Source organism: Pseudomonas sp. GL_091 (assembly GCF_057837725.1).
In genome coordinates this window covers 3,909,619-3,934,642 of the sequence record NZ_CM174451.1, presented here as the reverse complement: position 1 = coordinate 3,934,642, position 25,024 = coordinate 3,909,619, and the positions used below count along the sequence as shown (strand labels likewise).

Annotated in this window: 19 protein-coding genes; 14 read left to right on the top strand and 5 right to left on the bottom strand. The window is 62.7% G+C overall.

Features of this window, described 5'->3' with window-relative positions; all coding sequences use genetic code 11:
• Window positions 1-42 precede the first annotated feature (42 nt).
• The 3 genes from AC3ITY_RS17955 to AC3ITY_RS17945 all read right to left on the bottom strand — a co-directional run bounded on the left by AC3ITY_RS17955 (window position 43) and on the right by AC3ITY_RS17945 (window position 3,944).
• Entirely contained in the window at window positions 43-1,344 is a 1,302-nt protein-coding gene (locus AC3ITY_RS17955) for an NAD(P)/FAD-dependent oxidoreductase (RefSeq protein ID WP_489304146.1), read from the bottom strand.
• On the bottom strand, window positions 1,341-2,429 hold the full coding sequence (locus tag AC3ITY_RS17950) for a polyamine ABC transporter substrate-binding protein (protein ID WP_489304144.1): 1,089 nt from the start codon (window positions 2,427-2,429) through the stop codon (window positions 1,341-1,343). Before AC3ITY_RS17950 ends, AC3ITY_RS17955 begins: the two co-directional genes overlap by 4 nt.
• A 156-nt stretch (window positions 2,430-2,585) precedes the next feature.
• Window positions 2,586-3,944 carry a glutamine synthetase family protein gene (locus AC3ITY_RS17945; RefSeq protein WP_489304142.1) on the bottom strand — a complete coding sequence of 453 codons (1,359 nt, stop codon included), beginning with the start codon at window positions 3,942-3,944 and terminating at the stop codon, window positions 2,586-2,588.
• Window positions 3,945-4,106: 162 nt separating this feature from the next.
• On the opposite strand from AC3ITY_RS17945, the gene AC3ITY_RS17940 reads away from it, so the two are divergent.
• On the top strand, window positions 4,107-5,039 hold the full coding sequence (locus tag AC3ITY_RS17940; protein WP_489304140.1) for a helix-turn-helix domain-containing protein: 933 nt from the start codon (window positions 4,107-4,109) through the stop codon (window positions 5,037-5,039).
• Here the strand turns inward: AC3ITY_RS17940 and AC3ITY_RS17935 are convergent.
• Complete coding sequence (locus AC3ITY_RS17935; protein WP_150758105.1) at window positions 5,036-5,632, bottom strand: cupin domain-containing protein; 597 nt, start codon at window positions 5,630-5,632, stop codon at window positions 5,036-5,038. The two genes, AC3ITY_RS17940 and AC3ITY_RS17935, sit on opposite strands and share 4 nt — an antisense overlap.
• A gap of 179 nt (window positions 5,633-5,811) precedes the next feature.
• The gene (locus AC3ITY_RS17930; RefSeq protein ID WP_489304138.1) at window positions 5,812-7,773 is read right to left on the bottom strand and encodes an oxidoreductase; all 1,962 of its coding nucleotides are present in this window, start codon (window positions 7,771-7,773) and stop codon (window positions 5,812-5,814) included.
• 315 nt (window positions 7,774-8,088) lie between these two features.
• On the opposite strand from AC3ITY_RS17930, the gene AC3ITY_RS17925 reads away from it, so the two are divergent.
• The 13 genes from AC3ITY_RS17925 to AC3ITY_RS17865 all read left to right on the top strand — a co-directional run bounded on the left by AC3ITY_RS17925 (window position 8,089) and on the right by AC3ITY_RS17865 (window position 24,982).
• Complete coding sequence (locus tag AC3ITY_RS17925) at window positions 8,089-9,138, top strand: ABC transporter substrate-binding protein (protein ID WP_489304136.1); 1,050 nt, start codon at window positions 8,089-8,091, stop codon at window positions 9,136-9,138.
• Window positions 9,139-9,213: 75 nt separating this feature from the next.
• Window positions 9,214-10,002 carry a class II aldolase/adducin family protein gene (locus AC3ITY_RS17920; RefSeq protein WP_489304134.1) on the top strand — a complete coding sequence of 263 codons (789 nt, stop codon included), beginning with the start codon at window positions 9,214-9,216 and terminating at the stop codon, window positions 10,000-10,002.
• Between the two features lie 162 nt (window positions 10,003-10,164).
• Entirely contained in the window at window positions 10,165-10,812 is a 648-nt protein-coding gene (locus AC3ITY_RS17915; protein WP_110659255.1) for a TetR family transcriptional regulator C-terminal domain-containing protein, read from the top strand.
• Window positions 10,813-10,904: 92 nt separating this feature from the next.
• Window positions 10,905-11,621, top strand: coding sequence for a response regulator (locus tag AC3ITY_RS17910; RefSeq protein WP_489304132.1), 717 nt, complete (start codon window positions 10,905-10,907; stop codon window positions 11,619-11,621).
• A gap of 5 nt (window positions 11,622-11,626) precedes the next feature.
• A complete protein-coding gene (locus AC3ITY_RS17905; RefSeq protein ID WP_223461203.1) occupies window positions 11,627-12,400 on the top strand; it encodes a substrate-binding periplasmic protein in 774 nt (257 codons plus the stop codon).
• Window positions 12,397-14,652: an ATP-binding protein gene (locus AC3ITY_RS17900; protein ID WP_489304129.1), complete on the top strand. Its 2,256-nt coding sequence runs from the start codon at window positions 12,397-12,399 to the stop codon at window positions 14,650-14,652. The genes AC3ITY_RS17905 and AC3ITY_RS17900 overlap by 4 nt, the downstream gene beginning before the upstream one ends.
• A 208-nt stretch (window positions 14,653-14,860) precedes the next feature.
• Entirely contained in the window at window positions 14,861-16,273 is a 1,413-nt protein-coding gene (locus AC3ITY_RS17895; protein ID WP_489304127.1) for an amino acid permease, read from the top strand.
• Window positions 16,274-16,639: 366 nt separating this feature from the next.
• Complete coding sequence (locus tag AC3ITY_RS17890; RefSeq protein WP_489304125.1) at window positions 16,640-17,431, top strand: enoyl-CoA hydratase/isomerase family protein; 792 nt, start codon at window positions 16,640-16,642, stop codon at window positions 17,429-17,431.
• 41 nt (window positions 17,432-17,472) lie between these two features.
• Window positions 17,473-18,633, top strand: coding sequence for an acyl-CoA dehydrogenase family protein (locus tag AC3ITY_RS17885; RefSeq protein ID WP_489304123.1), 1,161 nt, complete (start codon window positions 17,473-17,475; stop codon window positions 18,631-18,633).
• A gap of 17 nt (window positions 18,634-18,650) precedes the next feature.
• Window positions 18,651-20,750, top strand: a complete 2,100-nt coding sequence (locus AC3ITY_RS17880) for an acetate--CoA ligase family protein (protein WP_489304121.1) — start codon at window positions 18,651-18,653, stop codon at window positions 20,748-20,750.
• Between the two features lie 10 nt (window positions 20,751-20,760).
• Window positions 20,761-22,368 carry a 5-guanidino-2-oxopentanoate decarboxylase gene (locus AC3ITY_RS17875; RefSeq protein WP_489310919.1) on the top strand — a complete coding sequence of 536 codons (1,608 nt, stop codon included), beginning with the start codon at window positions 20,761-20,763 and terminating at the stop codon, window positions 22,366-22,368.
• 24 nt (window positions 22,369-22,392) lie between these two features.
• Window positions 22,393-23,583, top strand: a complete 1,191-nt coding sequence (locus AC3ITY_RS17870) for a pyridoxal phosphate-dependent aminotransferase (protein WP_489304119.1) — start codon at window positions 22,393-22,395, stop codon at window positions 23,581-23,583.
• The gene (locus tag AC3ITY_RS17865) at window positions 23,576-24,982 is read left to right on the top strand and encodes an aldehyde dehydrogenase family protein (RefSeq protein ID WP_489304117.1); all 1,407 of its coding nucleotides are present in this window, start codon (window positions 23,576-23,578) and stop codon (window positions 24,980-24,982) included. Before AC3ITY_RS17870 ends, AC3ITY_RS17865 begins: the two co-directional genes overlap by 8 nt.
• Window positions 24,983-25,024: the final 42 nt, after the last annotated feature.

The window sequence follows — 25,024 nt, the reverse complement described above, 5'->3', positions numbered from 1 at the left end:
GACGCCTGAAGCGAGAGACAACTCGCCTCAGGCGCCCGGTGGTCAACCCAGCACTTCCCGCATCCGATACCAGAACATGCCAAGGGCCAGCAAGGGTGAACGCAGGGCGCGTCCGCCGGGGAAGGTCATGTGCGGTACGGCGCTGAACACGTCGAAGCCTTTGCTGTGGCCGGCATGGATCGCTTCGCCCAACAACTTCGCGCACCAGTGGGTCACGTTCAGTCCATGACCGGAGTAACCCTGGGCGTAGAACACGTTCGGGTGCAGGCTCAGGCGCCCGACCTGGGGAAAGCGGTTGGCCGAAATGCCGATCTTGCCGCCCCACTGATAGTCGATGCGCACATCGGCCAGTTGCGGGAACACCTTGAGCATTTGCGGGCGCATGTAGGCGCTGATGTCCGAAGGATCGCGCCCGGAGTAATGGCAGGCACCGCCGAACAGCAAGCGACGGTCGGCCGAGAGCCGGTAGTAGTCCAGGCCGACCTTCTGGTCGCACAGCGCGACGTTGTGCGGGATCAGTTTTGCAGCGGCCTCTTCCGACAAGGGTTCGGTGGCGATGATGTAGCTACCCGCCGGGAGCACCTTGCCGCTGAGTTTCGGCTCCAGCTCTTCCAGGTGCGCATTGCAGGCCAGCACCAGCGTGCCGGCGCGCACCGTGCCACCGGCGCAACGGACCTGCACCGTGCTGCCATGGATCAACTCCAGCACCGGGCTCTGCTCGAAAATCCGGACCCCAAGGGACTCGGCAAGTTGCGCCTCGCCAAGGACCAGGTTCAGCGGATGCAAATGCCCCGAGCCCATGTCCACCAGGCCACCGGCATACACACCGGAGTTCACCACCTGTTCGCGGATTTGCTCCTGCGCGACCAGTCGGGTTTCAAAGGCATAACCGGACTCGATCAGTTCCGCCTGCTCGGCCTTGAACGCTTTGAACTGGGCCGGGGTATTGGCCAGCTCACAAAAGCCCCAGCTCAGGTCGCAATCGATGTCGTGCTCGCGCACGCGCTTGGCCACGACTTGCACCGATTCGACCCCGGCGTGTTCCAGGTATTGCACGCCATCGGCGCCGATGTGCCTGGCGAACCCACTGACGTCGTGGCCGATGCCACGAATCAACTGGCCACCGTTGCGCCCGCTGGCGCCCCAGCCAACTCGCCGGGCCTCCAGCAGGACCACCGAGAGCCCACGCTGGGCCAGCTCGATGGCGGTGTTGATGCCGGTGAAACCCGCGCCGACCACGCAGACATCGGCCGTAAGGTCCGAGGCCAGCGCGGGACGCTGCCTAATGCCCTTGGCGGACGCTGCGTAATAGGAGTGGGTGTGTTCCTTGGTGTACTGATTCATTTGTTGGACTTCACTTTGCTCCACGAACGGGTCATCAGGCGCATGATCGACTGCGGCGGTGTGGTGGAGATGTAGAGTTTGTCGAGGACTTCCTGGGACGGATAAACCTCGGGGTTGCTGACCAGCTCAGGGTCCATGTACTGCTTGGCGGCCGGGTTCGGGTTGGCATAGCCGACCGAAGCGCTGACCTTGGCAATCACTTGCGGGTCCAGCAGGTAGTTGATGAAGGCGTGGGCTTCCTTCGGGTTGCTGGCGTCGGCGGGGATGGCCAGCAGGTCGAACCACAGGTTGGCGCCTTCCTTGGGAATGGCGTAGGCGATGTTCACGCCGTTCTTGGCTTCCTTGGCGCGGTTGGCGGCCTGGAACACGTCGCCCGAGTAACCGAACGCCACGCAGATGTCGCCGTTGGCCAGGTCTGAGACGTACTTGGAAGAGTGGAAGTAGGTGATGTAGGGGCGGATCTGCAGCAGCTTGGCTTCGGCCTTTTTGTAGTCCTCGACACTTTCGCTGCGCGGGTCCATGCCCATGTAGTTGAGCATCGCCGGGAACACTTCGTCCGCCGAGTCCATCATCGACACGCCGCAGGCGCTGAGCTTCTTGATGTTTTCCGGTTCGAACAGCACGGCCCAGGAATCGATGTGATCGATGCCCAGCACTTGCTTGACCTTGTCGACGTTATAGCCGATGCCGTTGGTGCCCCACAGGTACGGTACCGAGTGCGAGTTGCCCGGATCGTTTTTCTCCAGCAGCGTCAGCAGTTTCGGGTCGAGGTTCTTGAAACTCGGCAGTTGCTCGCGATCGAGCTTGAGGAACGCACCCGCCTTCACCTGACGGGCGAGGAAGTGGTTGGACGGCACCACCACGTCATACCCGGTGCGACCGGCAAGCAGTTTGCCTTCCAGGGTTTCGTTGGAATCGAATACGTCGTAGATCACCTTGATCCCGGTTTTGGCCTGGAAGTCGACGAGGGTGGTATCGCCGATGTAGTCGGTCCAGTTGTAGACGCTGACCTGGGGTTGGGCCTGGGCAACGGCACTGAACAGAACCGCCAGCGCGGCCGGGACCACGGATTTCAAAAGACGCATATCGATACCTTCTTGGAATTATTGGGTTATTCCGATGTTTCTTTGGTGTTCTGGCGGCCGTCTTCGCGAGCAGGCTCGCTCCCACATTTGAAATACAATCCCCTGTGGGAGCGACGGTGCGGCGACCCGACCTGCTCGCGAAAGCGGTGCATTGGATTAAACGCTGAGCATCAGGAACTCACGCTCCCAGGAACTGATCACCCGTTTGAAGTTCTCGTGCTCGGCGCGTTTGACCGCGACATAGCCGCGCACGAACTTGTCGCCCAGATAACGGCCAATGTTTTCGCACTCTTCCATTTGCGTCAGTGCGTCCTCGATGGTGATCGGCAGGCGCAGGTTGCGACGCTCATAGGCGCGGCCCTGTACCGCAGCGCTCGGCTCGATGCGCTCGACCATGCCCAGGTAACCGCACAACAGACTGGCGGCAATGGCTAGGTACGGGTTCGCATCGGCACCCGGCAAGCGGTTTTCCACGCGCATGGCGTCCGGGCTTGAGGTCGGCACGCGCAGGCCGACGGTGCGGTTTTCTTCGCCCCATTCGACGTTCACCGGTGCCGAGGTATCCGGCAGGAAGCGGCGGAACGAGTTGACGTTGGGCGCGAACATCGGCAGCACTTTCGGGATGTACTTCTGCAGGCCGCCAATGTGATGCAGGAACAGTTCGCTCATGTTGCCGTCGGCATCGGCAAAGATCGGCTGGCCGGTGGCAATGTCCACCACGCTCTGGTGAAGGTGCATGGCGCTGCCCGGCTCGTCGCCGACCGGCTTGGCCATGAAGGTGGCCGCCACGTTGTGCTTGAGCGCCGCTTCACGCATGGTGCGCTTGAACACGGTGATCTGGTCGGCCAGGTCCAGGGCGTTGCCGTGACGGAAGTTGATTTCCATCTGCGCCGGGCCGTCTTCATGGATCAGCGTGTCGAGGTCCAGACCTTGCAGTTCGCACCAGTCGTAGACGTCTTCGAACAGCGGATCGAATTCGTTGGCCGCGTCGATGGAGAACGACTGACGACCGCTTTCGGCACGGCCCGAACGGCCCATCGGCGCCTTGAGCGGCAAGTCCGGGTCTTCGCAGCGCTGGGTCAGGTAGAACTCCATTTCCGGCGCGACAATCGGCCGCCAGCCTTTGTCGGTGTACAACTGCAGGACTTTCTTCAGCACGTTGCGCGGCGACAGTTCGATCGGGTTGCCGAATTTGTCGAAGGTGTCGTGGATCACGATGGCGGTCGGCTCGATGGCCCATGGCACTACGTAGACGGCGTCGGCGTCCGGCTTGCAGACCATGTCGATGTCGGCCGGGTCGAGCAGGTCGTAGTAGATGTCGTCGTCGACAAAGTCCCCGGTTACCGTTTGCAGAAGGACACTTTCCGGCAGGCGCATGCCTCGCTCATGCAGGAACTTGTTGGTCGGTGCAATTTTGCCGCGTGCAATGCCGGTCAGGTCGCTGACGACGCACTCGACTTCGGTAATCTTGTGATCTTTCAGCCAAGTGAACAGCTGATCGAAAGGGACATTCATAAAGACCTCGTTATTGGTTTTATTAACGCCAGGAGAGACCGGTTTCATCCGCCGGACACTTCCCCTGTAGCGCGTTGACGACTATCTTGTGCGAGCCTTGCGGTTCCATCTATCCACTTTAAGCAGCACGAAGCGCACCAAAAGAGTGCGTAAGGTCGCCCCATGACAGGTTCCAATTCCCTCCAGGTCCAAGCGTTCAACACCGCCGATGTCGCCGAGCAAATCCGCGCCACGCCGGGCTGGGTCCAGCAATACCAGCAGATGTCGCCGGGGCATTTCGCAGGGCTGGTGCGTTATCTGGATCTGCAGGGCGTGGAGATTTACGAAGAGTCGATGAACACCCGGGTCGAGCAGAATTTCAGCGCGCCCCAGGGCTCGTTGTCGTTCTGTTTCGATCGTGGCGACAACGCGCTGTACGTGTTGAATGGCGAGAGTCGCAACATCTGGATCACCCCGGAGAACTACCAGGAAATCGCCGTGGTGTTCGGGCCGGAGTTTGTAAAGCGCCACAGCCTCGACATCGCCAGGCTCGAAGGGTTGTTCATGGCGCCGCTGAACTCCCGGCAGAACGCGCTGTTCTGCCGTTGGCTCAGCGGGACCTTGACGCGGCTGTCGCAGACCTTCGATCCACCGAGCCGCGAAGCGCTGACCCAACAGTTGCTGGAAGATTGCCTGTTCATCCTCGACAACGCGTGTGTCGGCCTCGACCAGAGTGCGTTGCAGCGCCGGGCCGGGGAGCGGGCGATCATGAAGCGGGTAGGGGAGTGGGCGGCGGACACGCCGGAAGAACACCTCAACCTGCTGGAGTTGTCCCAGGTTGCCGGGGTTTCACTGCGCCAGTTGCAGCATGCGTTCAAGACCTACACGGGCATGTCGCCGACCCAATGGCTGCGCCTGCGCCGACTCAATAGCGCCCGCCGCGAACTGCTGAGCCGCACGCCCACGCAAACCACCGTGGCTGAAGTCGCCATGCATTGGTCGTTCTGGCATCTGGGGCGGTTTTCCAGCAGCTACCGCGCGTTGTTCAACGAGTTGCCGAGTGACACCCTCAAGCGTGCGAGTGTCACGCCGTCCCCAGGTCGCGGCCGGCGTTAGAACGTCGGCGGCGTAATCACCCAGATCACCACCGCATCGACATCGCCGGGGTTGCCGTAGCGGTGCGGTTCCTGGCTGGAAAAGCTGAAGCTGTCGCCTTCATTGAGCTGGAAATGGCGCTCGCCGACCCACAACTCGAAACTCCCCGAGAGCAAGTAGCCGGCTTCTTCACCGTCGTGGCTGTAGCTTTGCTGGCTGTAGGTGCCGGGCGGGAAACGCGAGTGGAGCATTTCCAGTTGGCGGTTGGCTTGCGGCGTCAGCAACTGGTCGACGATGCCGTCTTCGTAATGCACGTTCAGGCGGCTGTTCTTGCGCACCACGACGCCATCGTCTTCGGGCGCGGTGACCGCTTCACTGGCGAAGAACCACTGGATGGTGACGCCGAGACTACGGGCAATGTTGAACAGCGCCGGAATCGACGGGTAGGCGAGGTTGCGTTCCAGCTGGCTGATGTAGCCGGCGGTGAGTTCGCTCTGTTGCGCCAGTTCCGCCAGGGTCATGCCCCGGCGCTTGCGCAGGCCGCGAATGCGCGTGCCGAGAAAATGCGGTTCGGCACTGCCTGAGGCGGGCTGGGTCTTGCTGTTGTTGCTCATGGAAAGTTCCGAACCGAGGGCTGCACTTCGCCCCTTGTAGGCGCGAGATTGCTCGCGATGGACTTCAGAACACCGCGTCTTATCCAGAAAACACGCGTCATCGTTAGCGACCATCGCGAGCAAGCTCGCTCCTACAGAGAGCGATCATTTGAATGTAAAGCCCCGGAGTATAAACAGCCTTAAAGCTCCCACGCGACTTTCAGGCCTTCATAAATCGCTTCTTCGACGGTACGCGGCGCCAGGCAGTCGCCGATGCGGCGAAACTCCACCAGCCCTTGCAGTTCAGCGCCCAGGGTATCCACCGGTTGATGGCCCTGGCACAGCACCAGCGTATCGATGTTCTCCATCAGCATCGGTTCGCCACTGGCGGTGTGCTGCAAGTACACCGTGTTGTCATCGCAGCCATACAGCCGCGCGTACGGTGTGATCGGCACGCCCAGCTTGTGCAGCTCGCCGGCCAGTTGATCGCGCACGTACAGTGGCAGGTTTTCTCCGCAATGGGTGCCGTTGACCGCCAGTTGCACCTGATGCCCGGCACGGACCAGACGTTCGGCGATGCCGGGGCCGATCCAGTCGCAGCGCCAGTCGACCACCACCACCGAACGGCCGATCCGTACTTCATCGCGCAGCACTTGCCAGGCGTCCACCACCTGCAATTCACCGCCGCGCTCGAAGGGTGGCCAGTAGGGCTCGGCACCGGTAGCGACGATCACCATGTCCGGTTTTTCCTGCTCCACCAGTGCCCGGTCGACCCGGGTATTGCGCACCACGCGCACACCGGCGAGTTCCATTTCTCGCTGCAGGTTGGTGCTGGCACCGCCGAACTCGCTGCGCCGAGGCAGCAGTTGCGCGAGCAACACCTGACCGCCCAGTTGCGAACTGGCTTCGTACAGCGTCACCTCATGGCCACGTTGGGCCGCGACGGTGGCGGCTTTCATCCCGGCCGGACCACCGCCGGCGATCATGATGCGTTTGCGCTGTGGCGCTTGTCGGCGTTCGCCGAAGATCAGTTCGCGCCCGGTTTCCGGGTGCTGGATGCAAGAAATCGGCAAGCCCTTGTGGAAGTGGCCGATGCACGCCTGGTTGCAGGCAATGCACGCCCGCACGTCTTCGACGCGGCCGGTGTCGGTCTTGTTGGGCATTTGCGGATCGCAGATCAGCGCGCGGGTCATGCCGCACACATCGGCCTGGCCGCGAGCCAGGATCAGCTCGGCTTCCTGGGGCTGGTTGATGCGCCCGGTGACGAACAACGGAATGTTCAGACTGGCCTTGAACGTCCCGGCTTCCCTGGCCAGGTACGCCGCTTCGATCGCCATGGGCGGCACGATATGCACCGCGCCACCCAGGGATGCCGAAGTGCCGGCGACGATGTGCACGTAATCAAGCTGCGCTTGCAGTGACTGCACGGCGGCCAGGGATTCGTCCTCGGTCAGGCCTTCAGGGTCGCGCTCGTCGGCAGAGATGCGCAGGCCGATGATGAACTGCTCGTCGGTCGCCGCACGCACGGCTTCGATGACCTCGCGCAGAAAACGCAAACGCTGTTCCAGCCCGCCGTTGTAGCCATCGGTACGCCGGTTGACCCGCGGATTGATGAACTGCGCTGGCAGGTAACCGTGGCTGGCCACGACCTCGACGCCATCGATGCCTGCCTGATGCAGGCGTCGGGCGGCAGCGGCATAACCGGCGACGATCTCGTCGATCATGGCCTGGTCCAGCGCACGGGGCATCACCCGGAAGCGTTCGTTGGGCACCGACGATGCGGAGTAGGCCACCGCCAGCAGGCCATCGCTGGACTCCATGATCTCCCGCCCCGGATGGAACACCTGGGACAACACCACGGTGCCGTGGGCGTGGCAGGTTTGCGCCAGTTTGCGGTAGCCCTCGATGCACGCATCGTCGGTGGCCATCAGCACGTGGGAGGTGTAGCGCGCACTGTCATGCACGCCGGCCACTTGCAGCACGATCAGCCCGGCACCGCCTTCGGCACGCGCCCGGTGATAGGCGATCAATTGTTCATTGACCAGGTTGTCGGTGGGCATCGAGGTGTCGTGCCCGCTGGACATGATGCGGTTCTTCAGGCGCTTGCCACGGATCTCCAGGGGTTCGAACAGGTGCGCGAAGGCGGGTGTCGAGGTCGGCATGGGGCGGGTACTCCTGACAGGCTGACCTGTGTAGGAGCGAGCTTGCTCGCGATGGACGTCAACGATAACGCTGGGTACCTGACACCCCGCGGCGTTCTCAGGTCCATCGCGAGCAAGCTCGCTCCTACAGAGGCATTAGGTTTTCGGTTGTTATTATTTCCCTATAGAAATTTACCTTCAGTAAAAAATCAACTTGTTTTTTTACTGCGCCTTGCAGTAGTTTCGTCTCGAGCCCGCTCCAGGGCCAAACCTCACAACAATAAAAAAGGGCTGCGCGGGCCTTGGGTCCGGTGGCACCTGCAAGAGGAACCACTGATGAAATCGCACATGCTCAAGCACGGTTTTTATCCCTTGGTGTTGTCCGTGGCCATGGGCCTGGGCAGCGCCCAGGCAGCATCGGACATGGTGGTGGTCGGATACGGCGGAGCCGGACAAAAAGCCCAGGACGTGGCGTTCTTTCAACCCTTCGCCGCCGTGGATCAAAGCAAGGTGATCCAGAGCGAATACAACGGCGAAATGGCCAGGATCAAAGTGATGGTCGACACCGGCAACGTCGACTGGGACGTGGTGCAGATCGAAGGACCGGACCTGATGCGCGGCTGCGAGGAAGGCATGTACGAGCGCCTGGACTGGGCCCGCCTGGGCCACGCCGACCAGTTGATCCCCGAAGCGGTGCAGGAATGCGGGTCTGCGGCGCTGGTGTGGAGCGTGGCGATTGCCTACGACACCGACAAACTGGCCCAGGCCCCGACCTCGTGGGCAGACTTTTGGGACGTGAAGAAAACCCCCGGCAAGCGTGGGCTGCGTAAACGCGCGGTGTACAACCTGGAGTTCGCCTTGCTGGCGGACGGGGTCAAGACCGAAGACGTCTACAAGGTGCTCGGCACTCCGCAGGGCGTGGACCGGGCATTCGCCAAACTCACTGAACTCAAGCCTTACATCCAGTGGTGGGAGGCGGGCGCACAACCGCCGCAATGGCTGACCGCCGGCGATGTGGTGATGACCTCGACCTACAGCGGACGCATCGCCGACGCCGCGCAGAAAGGCAGCCACCTCGGCCTGGTCTGGCCCGGCAGCCTGTACGGCATGGATTACTGGGCGATCATCAAAGGCTCCCGGCACGTGGATCAGGCCACGCGCTTTATCGCCTTCGCCAACCAGCCGGACGCCCAGGTCAACTACGTGCAGCAGATTCCCTACGGCCCGACCAACACCCAGGCCGCCGCACGGCTGGACGACAAACTGGCGCAATGGGTGCCCACGGCGCTGCAGAACCTCAAGGGTGCACTGTCGATGAACGTCGGTTTCTGGGTCGATCATGGCGAAGAGCTCGAAGAGCGCTTCAACGCCTGGGCCAGCAAATAAACGCGGACGGCTGGACGTGTCCAAGCGTCCAGCCTTACTGTCTGCCCCAGCCGATCAGCCTGGAGAACCACAAGAATGAACAACATCGCCACCCACCTGGCACCCGAACGCAGCGCCACCGAGCAGCGCCTGCGTGAGGAACTGGCGGCCTGTTACCGCTTGATTGCGCACTTTCGCATGACCGATTTGATCTTCACCCACATCTCGGTGCGCATTCCGGGGCCGGAGCATCACTTTCTGATCAACCCTTACGGGTTGATGTTCGATGAAATCACTGCGTCCAACCTGGTCAAGATCGACCTCGATGGCCACGCCGTGGAGCCGTCGCCGTACCCGGTGAATCCGGCCGGTTTCGTGATCCACAGCGCCATCCACGGCGCCCGCGAAGATGCGCAATGCGTGTTGCACACCCATACCAAATCCGGGTGCGCGGTGGCAGCGTTGAAGTGCGGGCTATTGCCGGTGAACCAGATTTCCATGGAGTTTTATGGCCGGGTCGCGTACCACGACTACGAAGGCGTGGCGCTGGACCTGAGCGAGCAGCAACGCTTGGTGGCGGACCTGGGCGACAAGCCGATATTGATGCTGCGCAACCACGGATTGCTGACCGTTGGCGAGACGGTGAGCCAGGCGTTCCTGCGCATGTACTACCTGGAAAAAGCCTGTGAAATCCAGTTGGCCGCCCAAGCCGCTGGTGAAGTTGTTCTGCCGTCGCACGAGGTCTGCGCGCATACCGAACGGCAGTTCAATGATCCGGGGCGGCCGTTGGAGGAGGGGGAGCTTGTTGACCCGGATGCCATGCAACTGGCCTGGGCGGCGTTGTTGCGATTGTTGGATCGAGTGGCGCCGGGGTACCGGAACTGATCGGAATCCTGGGTTGTTTGTGCCTGCCTGCTCGCGATGGGCGCGCCACGGTCTATCAGACTGGCAACTGACTGGAGAAATAGCCCGCTCTTGCTGTACAGTCGTTCAGCCCAACGCTTACCCGCGCAGGCCTAAACGATTGAACCAAGGAGCGTGTCGCCCATGAATCAGGAAGCCCGTTTTTCCCGCATGGAACCGGAGTTGCGCAAAGCCAACCTGATCGAGGCGACGCTGGTGTGCCTCAAGCGTCACGGCTTCCAGGGCGCGTCGATCCGCAAGATATCCGCCGAGGCCGGGGTCTCGGTGGGGCTGATCAGCCATCACTATTCCGGCAAGGACGAACTGGTGGCCGAGGCCTACATGGCGATCACCGGGCGGGTCATGACCTTGCTGCGCGACGCCATGGAGCAAGCCGCGCCGAATGCCCGGGAGCGCTTGTCGGCGTTTTTCCGCGGCTCGTTTTCCGCCGAGCTGCTCGATCCGCAACTGATCGATGCGTGGCTGGCGTTCTGGGGCGCGGTGAAAACCGCCGAGGCCATCAACCAGGCCCACGATCATTCCTATGGCGAGTATCGCGGCATCCTGCGCAAGGTGCTGGCGGAACTGGCCCGGGAGGAAGGCTGGGAAAATTTCGATGCCGACCTTGCCGCCATCAGCCTCAGCGCCTTGCTCGACGGCTTGTGGCTGGAGTCCGGGCTGAACCCCGGCACCTTCACCCCGGAGCAGGGCATCCAGATTTGCGAGGCCTGGGTCGATGGTTTGCAGGCCGGCGGACGCCAGCGCTTCTGCGTGCAGACGAGCGACTGTTGATCAGTCGTTCAGCAATCGATACTCTCTGGCGCCGATGCAGGAAAACACTCTAATAAGAAACTGGCCTCAGGGCCTATGCCGGACACCAAGCGATGACTCCTCGGGTATTGATCGTCGATGACGATCCGCTGATTCGCGATCTGCTGCACGCCTACCTGTCCCAGGAAGGCTACGACGTCCATTGCGCCGCCACGGCGGAACTGGCGGAAACCTTCCTCGCCAGCCAGAGCGTCGACCTGGTGATGCTCGACATCCGCCTGCCGGGCAAGGACGGCCTGACCCTGACCCGCGAACTGCGGGTGCGTTCGGAAGTCGGGATCATCCTGATCACCGGGCGCAACGATGAGATCGACCGTATTGTCGGCCTCGAATGCGGCGCCGATGACTACGTGATCAAACCCCTCAATCCAAGGGAACTGGTGTCCCGGGCGAAAAACCTGATTCGCCGGGTACGACATGCGCAAACGCCAGCGCCGGCCGTCGCGGCGGCCAAGCCGGTCAAGCAGTTCGCCGACTGGGCGCTGGACACCGACCGCCGTCGTCTGATCGACCCGTCCGGCAGCGAAACCCTGCTGACCCACGGCGAATACCAATTGCTCAGTGTGTTCCTGCGCAACAGCGGCCACACCCTCAGCCGCGATCAGTTGATGGACCAGATCCGCAACCGCGAATGGGTGCCCAACGACCGCTCCATCGACGTGCTGGTCGGGCGCCTGCGCCGCAAGTTGCATGACGATCCGGCCGAACCCCAATTGATCATCACCATTCACGGCGCCGGTTACCTGTTCACCGCCAGCGTGGCGGCCTGAAGCTGATGGCGCGATGGCTTTGCCTGCTGGCGGTGCTGGTGGCCGGCCATGCCGTCGCGGCGGACAAGGTTCGCTATTGCGATTACCCGGTGTACCCGCCGATCTCCTGGAGCGATGGCAAACAAGTGCGCGGGCTGGCACCGAACGTGGTGAAAAACCTGTTCGGCCAGTTGGGTTACGAGGTCGAGATGGTCGTGCTGGGCAACTGGAAACGCTGCCTGCTGGACGCTGCCGAAGGCCGGGTCGATGTGGTGCTGGCCTACAGCACCGCGCAACGGGAGCAAAGCATGCTGTTCTCGACGGTGCCGGTCTTGCGTGAAGAAGTGGCATTGTTCATCAACCGCCAGCATCCGGTGAAATTCGATCAACTGGACGACCTGGCCCATTACCGTGGCGGCCTGTTGTTTGGCGAGAGTTACGGTGTGGAGTTCGATCGCATGGTCGCGCGCAACAACAATATCGAATGGGTTTCCGACAGCCACCAGAACTTCGGCAAGCTGATTCGCGGGCGCATCGATTTCATCACCCAGGAGCGGCGCACCGGCCAGCTGTATGTGGAAAACCTGCCCGGCGGCCAGGACATCGTTGCCTTGCCCAAAGCCTTGAGCGTGGATTATCTGCGGGTTGCGGTGTCGCGGCGCTCGCCCTTGGCCGCTCGCATGCCCGAGATCAATGCGCAGTTGCAGCGCATGGTCGATGCCGGAGACATCGAGCGCTGGCTCAACGAAAGCGAAGTGACCTACCGCGACATGATCAACCTGCCGGCGGATGCGCAATGATTCGCGCCCGTCCCGGTGGACTGTTGCGGCGCCTGTTGCTGTTCATCCTGTTGTTCAGCCTGTGCTTCACCGTGCTGGCCAGCAGCGTGCAACTGTACATCGAGTATCGACGGGAAATGCGCGACATAGATTCGCGCATGGAGCTGATCCGCGCTGGCTACCTGGCCAGCCTGGAACGCAGCCTCTGGGACTTGAACCAGGAACAGTTGAACGTGCAGTTGCGCGGGCTGGTGGACTTCTCCGACGTCGCGCGGGTGCACTTGACCAGCGCCGATTTCGACCTGGTACAGGGTAATCCGCACCCCACGGGACCGCTGCGCATCGAGCGCTTTGCCCTGGACTATCAGCCGCCGTCCGGCCCGTTGCGCCACCTTGGCGAGCTGGAAGTGAGTACGGATCTGGGGGCGGTGTACCAGCGTCTCTATGCCACCGGTTTGACCAGCCTGCTGTGGATGGCGGTGTTCCTCTGCGGTCTGGCCGTTGCCTTGTCGGGGCTGTTTTATCGACTGGTGACCCGGCACCTGAAAGTCATGGCCGAGTTTGCCCGGCGCATCGCGGCCGGTGAATGGCATGAGCCCCTGCACCTGGACAAGCGTCGCGGCAGCGACGAAATCGACACCGTGGCCCATGCGCTGGACGACATGCGCCGGGCGATCCTGCGGGACATCGAACGCCGGGAAACCGATCGCCTGGCCCTGCAGGACAACCGTGACGAACTGCTGAAAATGGTCGAGCGCCGCACCGCCAGCCTGATGCGCGCCAAAGATGAGGCGGAAGCGGCCAACCTCGCCAAGTCGCGGTTCCTGGCGACCATGAGCCACGAACTGCGCACGCCCCTCAATGGCATTCTCGGCATGGCCGAATTGCTGCGCGGCGCGCGCCTGGATGCCCAGGACGGCAAACGCCTGGATGCCTTGCACAAGGCCGGCGAAGGCTTGCTGACGATCCTCAACGAAGTGCTGTATTTCGCCAAGCTGGAGGAGGGCGTCAGCCATCCCGAACCGGTGGATTTCTCATTGCGCCAGTTGCTCGACGAGGTGCTGACACTGTTGGAGCCGCGAGCGCTGAACAACGACACGATCCTCAGTTGCCGCATCGATCAGCGGGTTGCCGAGCATCACCACGGCGCCGAGCAGTTCCTGCGTCAGGTGCTGAGCAACCTGCTGGCCAACGCGATCAAGTTCACCGAAGGTGGCGAAGTCAGCGTCGAGGTGGCGCTGCTCAGCGAAACCGGTGAACAAACCGGGCAGCGCCTGCGGGTCAGTGTCACGGACGACGGCATCGGCATTGCCCCGGCGATGCAAGCGAAGATTTTCGAGCGTTTCACCCAGGCCAGCGAAGAAGTCGCGCAACGTTTTGGTGGCACCGGGTTGGGGTTGGCGATCTGCAAACATCTGGTGGAGCAGATGGGCGGCTGCATTGGCGTGGACAGTGAAGAGGGTCGCGGCAGTTGCTTCTGGTTCGAGCTGTCCTTGCAGCCGGCCAGCGGCGTGGCCGAGGCCCCGCCGGTTCGCGCGGCGGGGCCGGCACTGAACATCCTGGTGGTCGAAGACGTGGCGCTCAATCGCGAAGTGGCCAAGGGCTTGCTGCAACGGGACGGCCACCGGGTGTGGCTCGCCGAAGAAGCGGATCAGGCGCTGCAACACTGCGCGGCGCAGGTGTTCGACTTGATGCTGCTGGACGTGCATCTGCCGGGCATCAGCGGTGTCGAGCTGTGCCGGCAGATCCGCCACAGCGACGGGCCGAACCGCCATACGCGCATTTTCGCCCTGACCGCCAGCGTGCAACCGGCACTGGTGCGCGGTTATCTGGAGGCCGGCATGGACGGTGTCCTGGCCAAGCCGCTGAAGCTGGAAAACCTGCGCCAGGTACTGGAAGGGCATGCGCCTGTGGCCGAGTCGCTGCCGAGCGATGAGGCAATGGACTGGCCGCTGTTGCAGACCCATCGCAGCCTGCTCGGTGCGCAAAAGGTCCAGGGCCTGCTGGCGGTATTGCGTGACTCGATCCTGCAGCACCGTGACGCGCTGCATGAAGCCATGGCCGCCGACGACTGCACTGAGGTCGCGCAACTGGCTCACCGCCTGGCCGGTAGCTGCGATTCCCTGGGTTTTCGGGCCTTGGCCACAACGTTAAGGACGCTGGAGACCTTGGCGCTGGCAAGCGATGAATCGGCGATCCAGCGCATGAGCCCCGCGCTCGATGAGCAATTGCAGCACTCACTCGACACCCTCGAAGGCCTGTTGCAGAGCTGACGTACAAGTTTGTTACGACTTTGTACAACTTCGATCTTTACGGTCAACGCGAACTTACATGGCTTTCCAATAATCGACGCAACCGCCGCAGCGCGGTCTTCGAAGCTTATTGGAGATAATAATAATGAATTGCCGTAAAGCTGATCCCTCCCTGCGCCGTGACGTCCTGTCGCGCGCTGTACACCTCACTGACTGCTGAGGTGCCGACATGAACGAAAATACTGATCGTAAAGGCATACAGCTGACCCGCGCCCTGAAGAGCCGGCACATTTTCATGCTGTCGTTGGGCGGCGTCATCGGCACCGGGTTGTTCATGGGCTCCGGCGTGACCATCAATCAGGGCGGCCCGGTGGGGGCGATCCTGGCTTACCTGGTCGCTGGTTTCCTGATGTACCTGGTGATGGTCTGCCTGGGCGAACTGTCGGTGCAGATGCCGGTGTCCGGTTCATTCCAGACCCATGCCACCAAATTCATCGGTCCGGCCACCGGGTTCATGATCGGCTGGGTGTACTGGATGAGCTGGGCCACCACCGTGGGCCTGGAGTTCACCGCCGCCGGTATGCTGATGACCCGCTGGTTCCCGACCGTGCCGATCTGGTACTGGTCGACGCTGTTCGTGGTGGTGCTGTTCGCTATCAATGCCATGGCGACCCGTGCCTTTGGTGAAGCCGAATACTGGTTCTCGGGGATCAAGGTCGCGGCGATTCTCGGTTTCATCGTGGTCGGCGTGCTGGTGATCTTCGGCGTGATGCCCCTGAGCAGTGGCGCACCGGCACCGATGGCGACCAACCTGATCGGCGATTCGTTGTTCCCCAACGGTCTGTCGGCGGTGTTCGCGGTGATGATGACCGTGGTCTACGCGTTCCAGGGTTGCGAGATCATGGGCGTGGCCGCCGGTGAAACCGACCAGCCGGAAAAGAGCATTCCCCGCGCCGTACGCAACGTGGTGTTCCGCGTGCTGATTTTCTATGTGCTGGCGATTATCGTGCTGTCGGCCATCGTGCCGTGGCAGCAGGCGGGCCTGATGGAAAGCCCGTTCGTGCAGGTGTTCGACATGGTCGGCATTCCCTACGCTGCCGACCTGATGAATTTCGTGATCCTCACCGCGATCCTGTCGGTGGGCAACTCCGGCCTGTACGCCTCGACGCGCATCCTGTGGGCGATGTCGAAAACCGGCATGGCGCCGAAAAGCCTGTCTCCTTTGAGCAAGCGCGGCGTGCCGCTGCGCGCCTTGAGCATCACCCTGTGCTTCGCGCTGGTGTCGCTGATGACCAGCTTCGTCGCCGCCGACACCTTGTTCATGGTGCTGATGGCGGTGAGCGGCATGTCCGGCACCGTGACCTGGATTGTCATCGCGCTGGCGCAGTACAAGTTCCGCAAGGCGTACTTGCGTGACGGCGGCAAACTCAGCGATCTGAAATACCGCGCGCCGTGGTTCCCGGTATTGCCGCTGATGTGCATCACGCTGTGCTGCTCGCTGTTCGTGTTCCTGGCCCTGGATGAAACCCAGCGTCCGTCGCTGTATTGGGGCTTTGGCTTCATTGCGCTGTGCTATGGCGCGTACTTCCTGATCCATCGCAAGCGTCAGGGCGTGTTGGCGCCGAGCTTGCCGACTGCCTGATCCCTTGAACTGAACACTTACCCCTGTAGGAGCGAGCTTGCTCGCGATGGACTCAACAGCGCCGCGTTCATCCAGCCAGAACGCGTCACCGTTAACGACCATCGCGAGCAGGCTCGCTCCTACATTGGCTTAGTGGAGGGCCAGAAAGATCTGCGACGGCCTCCTGTCGTCAGTTGTTCGAAGTTGTAACAGCGCGCACGACTTACGCTCCTGCCTTTAGAAATAATTAAATAAAACCAATGTGTTATCGATTTTTTGAGCTTGTTACAGCCCATTTCTCCGCCGATTGCCGCCTTACTGAACACTCGTTTAGTATGGCCTCAAGTCGCATCACCTCAGACCAATCACAATAATTCGAGGATTCCCATGACCACTCAATCGTCGCTGCTCAGCCAGGTCGAAGCAGGCGTTGCCTGGATCACCCTCAATCGCACTGCCCAGCGCAATGCGCTGGACATTCCGACGCTGAAAAACCTGCATGCCTTGCTCGACGGTTTCAACGCCGATCCAGCGGTGCGTGTGGTGGTGCTCACCGGCAGCGGCCGCAGTTTCTGCGCCGGCGCCGACCTCGATGAATGGGCCGATGCCGAAGCCCGGGGCGCCCTGGAAACCTACGGCTGGACCGAAACCGCCCACGCCTTGATGACCCGCCTGCACAGCCTGGAAAAACCCACCATCGCCGCCATCAACGGCACCGCCGTCGGCGCCGGGATGGACCTGACCCTGTGCTGCGACCTGCGCATCGCCGGGCAATCGGCACGCTTCAAGGCCGGCTACACCAGCATGGCGTATTCGCCGGATGCCGGCGCCAGTTGGCATCTGCCGCGTTTGATCGGCAGTGAACAGGCCAAGCGCCTGCTGTTCCTCGACGAGTTGTGGGGCGCCGACCGTGCCCTCGACGCTGGTCTGGTCGGCGATGTCTGTGCCGACGATCAACTGCTGACGGTCACCAGCGAATTGGCCGCACGCCTGGCCGCCGGCCCGACCTTCGCCTTCGCCCAGACCAAAAAACTCATGCGTGAAGGCGCCGAACGCAGCCTGGCCGAGCAACTGCAAGCCGAACTCGCCGCCGGCCTGCTCTGCGGTCGCAGTGAAGACGGCAACGAAGCCCTGCGCGCCGCCATGGAAAAACGCCCGGCACGCTTCATCGGTCGTTGATTCCCCACACTTCTTTCAGCACACGAACAACAGGTAGCAGCATGAATTTCCAACTGACCCAAGAACAAGAAATGTTGGTGGACTCGGTACGCAGCTTCGTCGAGAAGGAACTGCTGCCCTATGAAGAGCAAGTCGACCGCGCCGACGAGGTCTCCCCGGAACTGGCGGCGCAGATTCGCGGCAAGGCGATCGCCGCCGGCTTCTACGCCTTCAACATGCCCGAAGAAGTGGGCGGTGGTGGCCTGGACTACCTGTCCCAGGCACTGATCGAACGCGAGCTGTCCAAGGTGTCCTGGGCGCTGCACGTGTTTGTCGCACGGCCATCGAAAATCCTCATGGCCTGCACCGGCGACCAGATCAACGACTACCTGTTGCCGTGCATCCAGGGTGAAAAGATCGACTGCTTTGCCCTGACCGAACCGGGCGCCGGCTCAGACGCCAATGCGATCAAGACCCGCGCCGTGCGTGACGGCGACGACTTCGTTCTCAACGGCAGCAAGCATTTCATCAGCCACGCTGGCCATGCCGATTTCGCCATTGTCTTCGCCGTGACCGACACCTACGAACACAACGGCAAAAAGCGTAACGCCGTGACTTCGTTCCTGGTCGACCGCAACACCCCGGGCATGACCATCCGCCGTGGGCCCAAGTGCGTGAGCAACCGTGGTTATCACACCTTCGAAATGTTTTTCGACGACTGCCGCGTGCCGGCCAGCAAAGTGTTGGGCGAAGTCGGCAAGGGTTGGGACGTGGCCAACGCCTGGCTGACCGCCGGGCGCGTGATGGTCGCGGCCAACTGCGTCGGTCAGGCCCAGCGCGCACTGGACGTGTCCTTGCAATGGGCGGCGGACCGCAAGCAATTCGGCCAGCCCATCGGCACCTACCAGGGCGTGTCGTTCAAATTGGCCGACATGGCCACGCAAATCCGCGCTGCCGAACTGCTGACCCTGCACACCGCCTGGAAAATGGACCAGGGCACCATGACCGATGGCGAGGCCGGCATGGCCAAGCTGTTCGCCAGTGAAGTGCTGGGACGCACCGCCGATGAAGCGGTGCAGATCTTCGGTGGCATGGGCCTGATGGACGAAGGTCCGGTGGAGCGCATCTGGCGCAACGCGCGGATCGAACGGATCTGGGAAGGCACTTCGGAAATCCAGCGCCACATCATTTCCCGCGAGCTGCTGCGGCCGCTGCTGCGCTGATCGGCCCGGAGAATCCCATGTCCCACACCATTCGTGACAACCTCAAACGCATGCTCGCGCCGCAACACGTGGCGTTCGTCGGCGGCCGCAGCATGGCCCGCGCCCTCAAGCGCTGTGCCGAGGGCGGCTACCAAGGGCAAATGTGGCTGGTCAATCCGCAGCACGACAGCCTTGAAGGTGTGCCGTGCGTGCGCAGCGTGGCCGAGCTGCCATGCGGCCCGGACGCGGTATTCATCGCCACCAACCGCGAACTGACGCTGACCTGCGTCGCCGAACTGGCCGCCATCGGCGCGGGCGGTGCCATCTGCTACGCCTCCGGCTTCGCCGAGACCGGCGCCGAAGGCCAGGCCCTGCAACAGCAACTGCTCAAGGCCGCTGGTGACATGGCCTTGCTCGGCCCCAACTGCTACGGCCTGCTCGACTACCTGCACAGCTCCGCGCTGTGGCCGGTGGCCCATGGCGGCAAAGCGGTGGAGAAGGGCGTGGCGGTGCTGACCCAGAGCGGCAACTTCGCCTACAACCTGTCCATGAGCGACCGCTCGCTGCCGGTGGCCTACATGGCCTCGGTGGGCAATCAGGCGCAACTGGGCGTCGCCGAACTGATGGACGTGTTGCTCGACGAGCCGCGCGTCACCGCCATCGGCCTGCACCTGGAAGGCCTGAAGAACGTGCCGGGTTTTGCCCGCGCCGCGCACAAGGCGCTGCAGAAGGGCATTCCAATCATCGCCCTGAAAACCGGCGTGTCGCAGATCGGCGCCGAACTGGCCTTGAGTCACACCAGTTCGCTATCTGGCTCCGATGCGCTGTATGACGCGCTGTTCGACCGTCTCGGGGTGATTCGCGTCAGCGGCCCGGTGAGTTTTGTCGAAACCCTCAAGGCCGCCGCCTGCGGCAACCTGCCGGCGGGCAACAGCCTGATCGCGCTGGCCTGTTCCGGTGGTGATGCCGGGCTGATTGCCGACTACGCCGAACGCAACGACCTGGGCCTGCCAAAACTCGATCAAGGACAGGTCGGCGAACTCGCGCAAGTGCTGCCGACCTACGCCAACCTGGTCAACCCGCTGGATTTCACCACGGCGATCTGGGGCGACGGCGAAGCCTTGAACCGCATGCTCGACAGTGCGTTACGCACCGAAGCCGATGCGGCGATGCTGGTGCTCGACTACCCGTCGGAGTTCACTGGCGAGCGCAAGGAATGCGACCTGCTGCTGGAGTTGTACTGCGCGGCACTGAAACGTCACGGCAAGACCGGTTTTGTCACCTCGGCCTTCCCCGAATTGCTGCCGGCCCATGCCCGCGAGCGTCTGCACGCACAAGGTGTTGCGGCACTGCAAGGCGTTGAAGATGGCCTGGCCGCGTGGGGCCGCATTGCCGGTTATCAGCGCAACCGCCAGGCCTTGTTGGCTTTGGGCGAATCGGCACTGGTACCGCTGTGCCCACACGCGTTGGAAAGTGAGGGGCGTTTGCTCAATGAATGGGACTCCAAACAGGCCTTGAGAGTCTTTGGCCTACCGACGCCAAACGGCGTATTGAGCACTCCGGACAAGGCCCTGAAGGACGCCGAAGCGTTGGGCTATCCGCTGGTACTCAAAGCGGTCAGCGCTCAACTGCCACACAAGACCGAGGCTGGCGCCGTGGCGCTGAACCTCAAGGACGGCGCGGCATTGAGTGCCGCACTGGAGAAGATGCGCGCCAGCATTGCCGCTTACGCCCCGGGCGTACCGTTCGACCAGTTATTGCTGGAGCCGATGGCCAAGACGCCACTGGCTGAGCTGATCGTCGGGATCAAGCGCGAAAACGATTTCGGCCTCGCCTTGGTGATCGGTGCCGGCGGCATTCTGGTGGAGTTGCTCAAGGACAGTCGCAGCCTGTTGCTGCCGACCACCGACGGCGCGATCCGCAACGCCTTGCTCAGCCTGCGTAGTGCGCCGTTGCTGCAAGGTTTCCGTGGTCGCGAGTCTGCGGACCTGGACGCCTTGGTGACCGCCATCCGCGCCGTGGCCGACTACGCCTGCGAGAACGCCGGACACCTGCTGGAACTCGATGTGAACCCATTGTTGGTCGGTGCCCAAGGCACGACTGCGGTCGATGCGTTGATTCGCCTCGGCCACGAGTGAGGACATGAATATGCAAAGCAAAACATTGACCGGTGGCCAGGCCTTGGTGCGTCTGTTGGCCAACTACGGCGTCGATACCGTGTTCGGCATCCCCGGCGTACACACCCTGGAGCTGTATCGCGGCTTGCCCGGCAGTGGCATCCGCCACGTCTTGACCCGTCATGAACAAGGCGCCAGTTTCATGGCCGACGGTTATGCCCGGGTCAGCGGCAAACCCGGCGTGTGCTTCGTCATCACCGGCCCCGGCGTGACCAACGCCGCCACCGGCATTGGCCAGGCCTACGCCGACTCGATTCCAATGCTGGTGATTTCCAGCGTCAACCACAGTGCCAGCCTGGGCAAGGGCTGGGGCAGCCTGCACGAGTGCCAGGATCAGCGTGCGATGACCGCACCGATCACGGCGTTTTCCGCCGTGGCGCTGACCGCCGAAGACCTGCCGGAACTGATCGCCCGTGCCTACGCGGTGTTCGACAGCGAGCGTCCGCGCCCGGTGCACATTTCGGTGCCGCTGGACGTGCTGTCGGCGCCGATTGCCCGTGACTGGAGCAATGAGGTGGTGCGTCGCCCGGGTCGTGGCCCGGCATCCGCCACTGCCATCGATCAAGCCGTGGCCAGACTCAAGGCTGCCAAGCGTCCGATGATCATCGCCGGTGGCGGTGCGCTGAATGCCGTTGCGCAATTGCGGGAAATCAGCACCCGACTGGCCGCGCCACTGTTCACCAGCGTCGCTGGTAAAGGCCTGCTGCCGCCGGACGCGCCGCTCAACGCTGGCTCATCCCTGTGTGTGGAGCCGGGCTGGAACCTGATCGCCGAGGCCGACGTGGTGCTGGCGGTCGGCACCGAAATGGCCGACACCGACTTCTGGCGCGAACGCCTGCCGCTCAATGGCGAACTGCTGCGGGTGGACATCGACCCACGCAAGTTCAACGACTTCTACCCATGCGCCGTGGCGTTGCATGGCGACGCACAACAAACCCTCAGTGGTTTGCTTGAGCGTCTGCCGTCTGATGTGCGCGATGCCAGTGCTGCGATTGCCTCGGTCGCCGCCCTGCGTGAAGCGGTCAAGGCCAGCCATGGCCCGTTGCAGTCGATCCATCAATCGATTCTCGACCGTATCGCCGCCGAGCTGCCGGACAACGCGTTCATCAGCACCGACATGACCCAGCTTGCGTATACGGGTAACTACGCCTTTGACAGCCTGGCCATCCGCAGCTGGTTGCACCCGACCGGCTACGGCACCTTGGGTTATGGCCTGCCGGCCGGGATCGGCGCCAAGTTCGGCGCGCCGCAGCGGCCGGGTCTGGTGCTGGTGGGCGACGGTGGTTTCCTCTACACAGCCCAGGAACTGGCTACGGCTGTTGAAGAGCTGGACAGCCCGCTGGTGGTGCTGCTGTGGAACAACGACGCGCTGGGGCAGATTCGCGATGACATGCTCGGCCTCGACATCGAGCCTATCGGCGTGTTGCCACGCAACCCGGATTTCGCCGCCCTCGCTCGTGCGTTCGGCTGCACCGTGACCCAGCCGCAAAGCCTGGCCGAGTTGCAGGCCGACTTGCGCCAAGGCTTCAAGCGTAACGGCGTGACCCTGATCGAACTCAAGCATGCCTGTGCGCATTGATCTGCATTTTAAGGGGATGAAGCCATGCGCTTTTCCGATCTGACTCAACGTATCGCCGGCGACGGCGCCGCCGCGTGGGACATCCACTACCGCGCCCTGGCAAAGCGCGAGCAGGGTGAAGACATTCTGCTGTTGTCCGTGGGCGATCCGGATTTCGACACGCCACAGCCTATCGTGCAGGGCGCCATCGACAGCCTGCTGCGCGGCAACACTCACTATGCCGAGGTGCGCGGCAAGCGTGCCCTGCGTGAAGCCATCGCCAGGCGTCATCAACAGCGCAGCGGCCAATCCGTTTCGGCGGATCAGGTCACCGTGCTGGCCGGGGCGCAATGTGCGCTGTTCAGCGTGGCCCAATGCGTGCTCAATCCGGGTGACGAAGTGATCGTTGCCGAACCGATGTACGTCACCTACGAAGCGGTATTCGGTGCTTGCGGCGCCGTGGTGGTGCCGGTGCCAGTGCGCTCGGAAAACGGTTTCCGTGTGCTGCCCGAAGATGTCGCCGCGCGCATCACCCCGCGCACCCGGGCACTGGCACTGAACAGCCCGCACAACCCATCCGGCGCGAGCCTGCCGCGCAGCACCTGGGCTGCTTTGGCTGAGTTGTGCATCGGCCACGACCTGTGGCTGATTTCCGATGAGGTCTACAGCGAATTGCTGTTCGAAGGTGAGCACGTCAGCCCGGCGAGCCTGCCGGGCATGGCCGAGCGCACCGCGACCCTCAACAGCCTGTCGAAATCCCACGCCATGACCGGCTGGCGTGTCGGCTGGGTGGTGGCGCCGCCATCCCTGGCCGCGCACCTGGAAAACCTCGCGTTGTGCATGCTCTACGGCTCGCCGGATTTCATTCAGGACGCTGCCGTGGTGGCCCTGGAAAGCAACCTGCCGGAACTCGAAGCCATGCGCGAAGCCTATCGCCAGCGTCGCGACCTGGTGTGCGACAGCCTGGCCGATTGCCCCGGTGTGCGGCCGTTGAAACCCGATGGCGGGATGTTCGTGATGCTCGATATCCGCCAGACCGGGCTCAGCGCCCAGGCGTTTGCCGATCGTCTGCTGGATCGCCACGGCGTGTCGGTCTTGGCGGGCGAGGCCTTTGGTCCGAGCGCGGCGGGGCATATTCGCCTTGGTCTGGTGGTCGGCGCCGAACCGCTGCGCGATGCCTGCCAGCGCATTGCCCGTTGTGCTCAAGAACTGATGGAGGCAAAGGTTTATGCTTAATCACAAGACACTGTTTATTGATGGTCGCTGGCGAAACCCGTCGGGGCAGGGCATCGCCGAGGTGATCAACCCGGCCACCGAGCAAGTGTGCGGCAGTGTTCCGCTGGGTGATGAACTTGATGTCGAAAACGCCGTGGCGGCTGCACGCCGGGCGTTCGATACATGGTCGCGTACACCGTCCAGCGTGCGTGCCGGTTATATCCGTGCACTGGCCGATCAACTGCGCAATCGTGCCGATGAGATGGCCGCGGTCATCACCACTGAATTGGGCATGCCGGTGCAATGGTGCCGCTCGGTGCAGGTCGACGGACCGATCATCGGCCTTGAGCAGTACGTCGAACTGGCTCATCTCATGGACGAAGTGCGCGAAATCGGCAACTCGCTGGTGATCCGCGAGGCCGTGGGCGTCTGCGCGTTCATCAATCCGTGGAATTACCCGCTGCACCAGTTGATCGGCAAACTGGCCCCGGCACTGGCCGCCGGTTGCACGGTGGTGGTCAAGCCGAGTCAGGAAACCCCGCTGCATGCCTTCTTGCTGGCGCAGATGATCGAAGACATCGGTCTGCCGGCCGGTGTGTTCAACCTGGTCAGCGGGCCGGGCTCGAAAGTCGGCGAAGCGCTGGCCAAGCACCCGGACGTGGACATGGTGTCGTTCACCGGTTCCACCGGCGCCGGCGTTCGCGTTGCGCAAGCGGCGGCGCCTTCGGTGAAACGGGTGTGCCTGGAACTGGGCGGCAAGTCGCCATTGCTGATCGCCGAGGATGCGGATCTGGCAGCGGCGGTACGCTACGGCGTGCAGGACGTGATGATCAACTCCGGCCAGACCTGCACGGCGCTGACCCGCATGCTGCTGCCGGCCAGCCGTTACGCCGAGGCCGTGGAACTGGCGTTGGCGGAAACCTTGAGCCTGCGCATGGGTGATCCCCTTGATCCGCAAAGCTTCCTCGGCCCGATGTGTTCGGCCGGGCAAAAACGCACCGTGCTCGACTACATCAAGGTCGGCCAACAGGAAGGCGCACGATTGCTGTGCGGCGGTGACATGCCGGGGCGCGGCTTCTATGTCAGCCCGACGCTGTTCGCCGATGTCGACAACCGCATGCGCATCGCCCAGGAAGAAATCTTCGGCCCGGTGCTGTGCCTGATTCCCTACGCCGATGAGGCGCAGGCGATCCAGATCGCCAACGACTCGCCGTTCGGCCTGTCCAGCGGGGTCTGGGCCGGCAGTGCCGAGCGCGCCTTGCACCTGGGGCGGCAGATGCGCGCCGGACAGTGCTTCCTCAACGGCGCGGCGTTCAATTATCAGGCGCCGTTCGGCGGCTACAAACAATCGGGTAACGGTCGCGAATGGGGTGAGGAGGGGCTGAACGAGTTCGTCGAAGTGAAGGCGATCCAGGTGTGACGGTTGGCGACTCAAACTGTTCATCACCCACGATGTTGCTAC

Bases quoted from the DNA above. Each gene is read 5' to 3' on its own strand.
- AC3ITY_RS17870 (WP_489304119.1), top strand. From the start codon at position 22,393: ATGCGCTTTTCCGATCTGACTCAACGTATCGCCGGCGACGGCGCCGCC.
- AC3ITY_RS17910 (WP_489304132.1), top strand. From the start codon at position 10,905: ATGACTCCTCGGGTATTGATCGTCGATGACGATCCGCTGATTCGCGAT.
- AC3ITY_RS17895 (WP_489304127.1), top strand. From the start codon at position 14,861: ATGAACGAAAATACTGATCGTAAAGGCATACAGCTGACCCGCGCCCTG.
- AC3ITY_RS17940 (WP_489304140.1), top strand. From the start codon at position 4,107: ATGACAGGTTCCAATTCCCTCCAGGTCCAAGCGTTCAACACCGCCGAT.
- AC3ITY_RS17880 (WP_489304121.1), top strand. From the start codon at position 18,651: ATGTCCCACACCATTCGTGACAACCTCAAACGCATGCTCGCGCCGCAA.
- AC3ITY_RS17900 (WP_489304129.1), top strand. From the start codon at position 12,397: ATGATTCGCGCCCGTCCCGGTGGACTGTTGCGGCGCCTGTTGCTGTTC.
- AC3ITY_RS17935 (WP_150758105.1), bottom strand. From the start codon at position 5,632: ATGAGCAACAACAGCAAGACCCAGCCCGCCTCAGGCAGTGCCGAACCG.
- AC3ITY_RS17915 (WP_110659255.1), top strand. From the start codon at position 10,165: ATGAATCAGGAAGCCCGTTTTTCCCGCATGGAACCGGAGTTGCGCAAA.
- AC3ITY_RS17955 (WP_489304146.1), bottom strand. From the start codon at position 1,344: ATGAATCAGTACACCAAGGAACACACCCACTCCTATTACGCAGCGTCC.
- AC3ITY_RS17945 (WP_489304142.1), bottom strand. From the start codon at position 3,944: ATGAATGTCCCTTTCGATCAGCTGTTCACTTGGCTGAAAGATCACAAG.
- AC3ITY_RS17920 (WP_489304134.1), top strand. From the start codon at position 9,214: ATGAACAACATCGCCACCCACCTGGCACCCGAACGCAGCGCCACCGAG.
- AC3ITY_RS17865 (WP_489304117.1), top strand. From the start codon at position 23,576: ATGCTTAATCACAAGACACTGTTTATTGATGGTCGCTGGCGAAACCCG.
- AC3ITY_RS17925 (WP_489304136.1), top strand. From the start codon at position 8,089: ATGAAATCGCACATGCTCAAGCACGGTTTTTATCCCTTGGTGTTGTCC.
- AC3ITY_RS17885 (WP_489304123.1), top strand. From the start codon at position 17,473: ATGAATTTCCAACTGACCCAAGAACAAGAAATGTTGGTGGACTCGGTA.
- AC3ITY_RS17905 (WP_223461203.1), top strand. From the start codon at position 11,627: ATGGCGCGATGGCTTTGCCTGCTGGCGGTGCTGGTGGCCGGCCATGCC.
- AC3ITY_RS17950 (WP_489304144.1), bottom strand. From the start codon at position 2,429: ATGCGTCTTTTGAAATCCGTGGTCCCGGCCGCGCTGGCGGTTCTGTTC.
- AC3ITY_RS17875 (WP_489310919.1), top strand. From the start codon at position 20,761: ATGCAAAGCAAAACATTGACCGGTGGCCAGGCCTTGGTGCGTCTGTTG.
- AC3ITY_RS17890 (WP_489304125.1), top strand. From the start codon at position 16,640: ATGACCACTCAATCGTCGCTGCTCAGCCAGGTCGAAGCAGGCGTTGCC.
- AC3ITY_RS17930 (WP_489304138.1), bottom strand. From the start codon at position 7,773: ATGCCGACCTCGACACCCGCCTTCGCGCACCTGTTCGAACCCCTGGAG.